Origin of the sequence: Pseudomonas sp. Sample_24, from assembly GCF_004307605.1 — a bacterium.
Lineage (GTDB): Bacteria > Pseudomonadota > Gammaproteobacteria > Pseudomonadales > Pseudomonadaceae > Aquipseudomonas.
This window is the reverse complement of sequence record NZ_RCNW01000256.1, coordinates 1-1,746: the sequence shown is the minus strand read 5'-3', so window position 1 is coordinate 1,746 and position 1,746 is coordinate 1. Positions and strand designations below refer to the sequence as shown.

At 56.0% G+C, this 1,746-nt stretch carries 2 protein-coding genes and 1 pseudogene; all 3 read left to right on the top strand.

Annotation, left to right across the window (positions count from 1 at the left end; translation table 11 throughout):
* Positions 1-403, top strand: a pseudogene (gene miaA, locus D8V06_RS14340) (tRNA (adenosine(37)-N6)-dimethylallyltransferase MiaA); the annotation flags it as partial.
* Positions 404-496: 93 nt separating this feature from the next.
* A complete protein-coding gene (gene hfq / locus D8V06_RS14335; protein ID WP_007902656.1) occupies positions 497-757 on the top strand; it encodes an RNA chaperone Hfq in 261 nt (86 codons plus the stop codon).
* Between the two features lie 12 nt (positions 758-769).
* Positions 770-1,746 (top strand): ribosome rescue GTPase HflX (gene hflX, locus D8V06_RS14330; protein ID WP_130931179.1); only part of this gene is annotated, 977 nt, incomplete at its 3' end.

Sequence of the window (1,746 nt, the reverse complement as noted above, 5' to 3'; positions counted from 1 at the left end):
AGCAGCCGCTTCGGGACGGCAACAATTGCCCTATACTGTCGCGAACTTGGCCATTGCTCCGGCAAATCGTCAGGTACTGCACGAGCGAATTAAACAAAGATTCACTTTAATGTTGGAACAGGGATTCATTGACGAGGTCGTAGCCCTGCGCAAGAGAAGTGACCTGCATGCCGGGTTGCCGTCTATACGTGCAGTAGGCTACCGCCAGGTCTGGGACTACCTGGATGGCAAGCTGACGTCAGCCGAGATGCAGGAGCGTGGAATCATTGCCACGCGCCAGTTGGCGAAACGCCAGTTCACATGGCTGCGCAGTTGGGCTGATTTACACTGGCTGGACAGCCTGGATTGCGACAATCTGCCGCGCGCCTTGAAATACCTGGGGACCATCTCCATATTGAGCTGAGTCCTTGCAATTGCCGTCTATCCTTGGGGGTGTGACGGCCAAAGCCATCTGTTTACCTATTTTTTATATTGAATCCTTAAAGGAGTGCGGCACATGTCAAAAGGGCATTCGCTACAAGACCCTTACTTGAATACTTTACGTAAAGAGAAAGTTGGGGTGTCCATCTACCTGGTCAACGGTATCAAACTGCAAGGCACGATCGAGTCGTTCGACCAGTTCGTCATCCTGCTGAAAAACACCGTCAGCCAAATGGTTTACAAACACGCTATCTCTACAGTGGTGCCGGTTCGTCCAATTCGTCTGCCTAGCGCAACCGAATCCGAAGCAGGTGACGCTGAGCCAGGTAACGCCTGATAGGAGTCTCCTTTGTTCTTTGAGCGCCACGGTGGTGGTGAGCGAGTCATCCTCGTTCACTTGGATGGACAGGACCCTGAGGCGCGCGAAGATCCGCAGGAGTTTCAGGAGTTGGCAAATTCGGCTGGCGCCGAGACCGTCGCGTTTTTTAACGTGCCGCGTCATCGGCCAACCGCCAAATATCTGATCGGCAGCGGCAAGGTCGAGGAACTGCGCGACCTGGTCAAGGCTGAAGAAGCCGATCTGGTGATTTTCAATCACATCCTCACGCCCAGTCAGGAACGCAACCTCGAACGTGTTTTCGAGTGTCGCGTGATCGACCGCACCGGTCTGATTCTCGATATTTTCGCCCAGCGCGCCCGTACCCATGAAGGCAAGCTCCAGGTCGAACTGGCCCAGCTTGACCACATGAGCACCCGGCTGGTTCGCGGCTGGACGCACCTTGAGCGTCAGGGTGGCGGTATCGGCATGCGTGGGCCGGGTGAAACCCAACTCGAAACCGACCGTCGATTGCTGCGGGTTCGCCTGCGACAGATCAAGGGCCGGCTGGAGAAGGTGCGCAGCCAGCGCGAACAGTCGCGACGTGGTCGCATGCGTGCGGATATCCCTACCGTATCGCTGGTGGGATATACCAACGCCGGTAAATCCACGCTGTTCAATAACGTCACGAAATCCGACGTTTACGCGGCTGACCAATTGTTTGCCACGCTGGACCCGACCCTGCGCCGTCTGGATCTGGACGACCTGGGGCCGATTGTCCTGGCGGACACCGTAGGTTTCATTCGCCACTTGCCTCACAAGCTGGTCGAGGCATTTCGGTCTACGCTCGAAGAGTCGAGCAATTCCGATCTGTTGTTGCACGTGATCGATGCGGCCGAACCGGATCGCATGTTGCAGATCGAGCAGGTGATGGTGGTGCTGGGCGAGATTGGTGCCCAGGACTTGCCGATCCTCGAGGTCTATAACAAACTCGATTTGCTTGAAGGCGT

What these genes read in the sequence shown, in the direction of transcription:
- hfq (WP_007902656.1), top strand. Translation starts at nt 497, where the DNA reads ATGTCAAAAGGGCATTCGCTACAAGACCCTTACTTGAATACTTTACGT.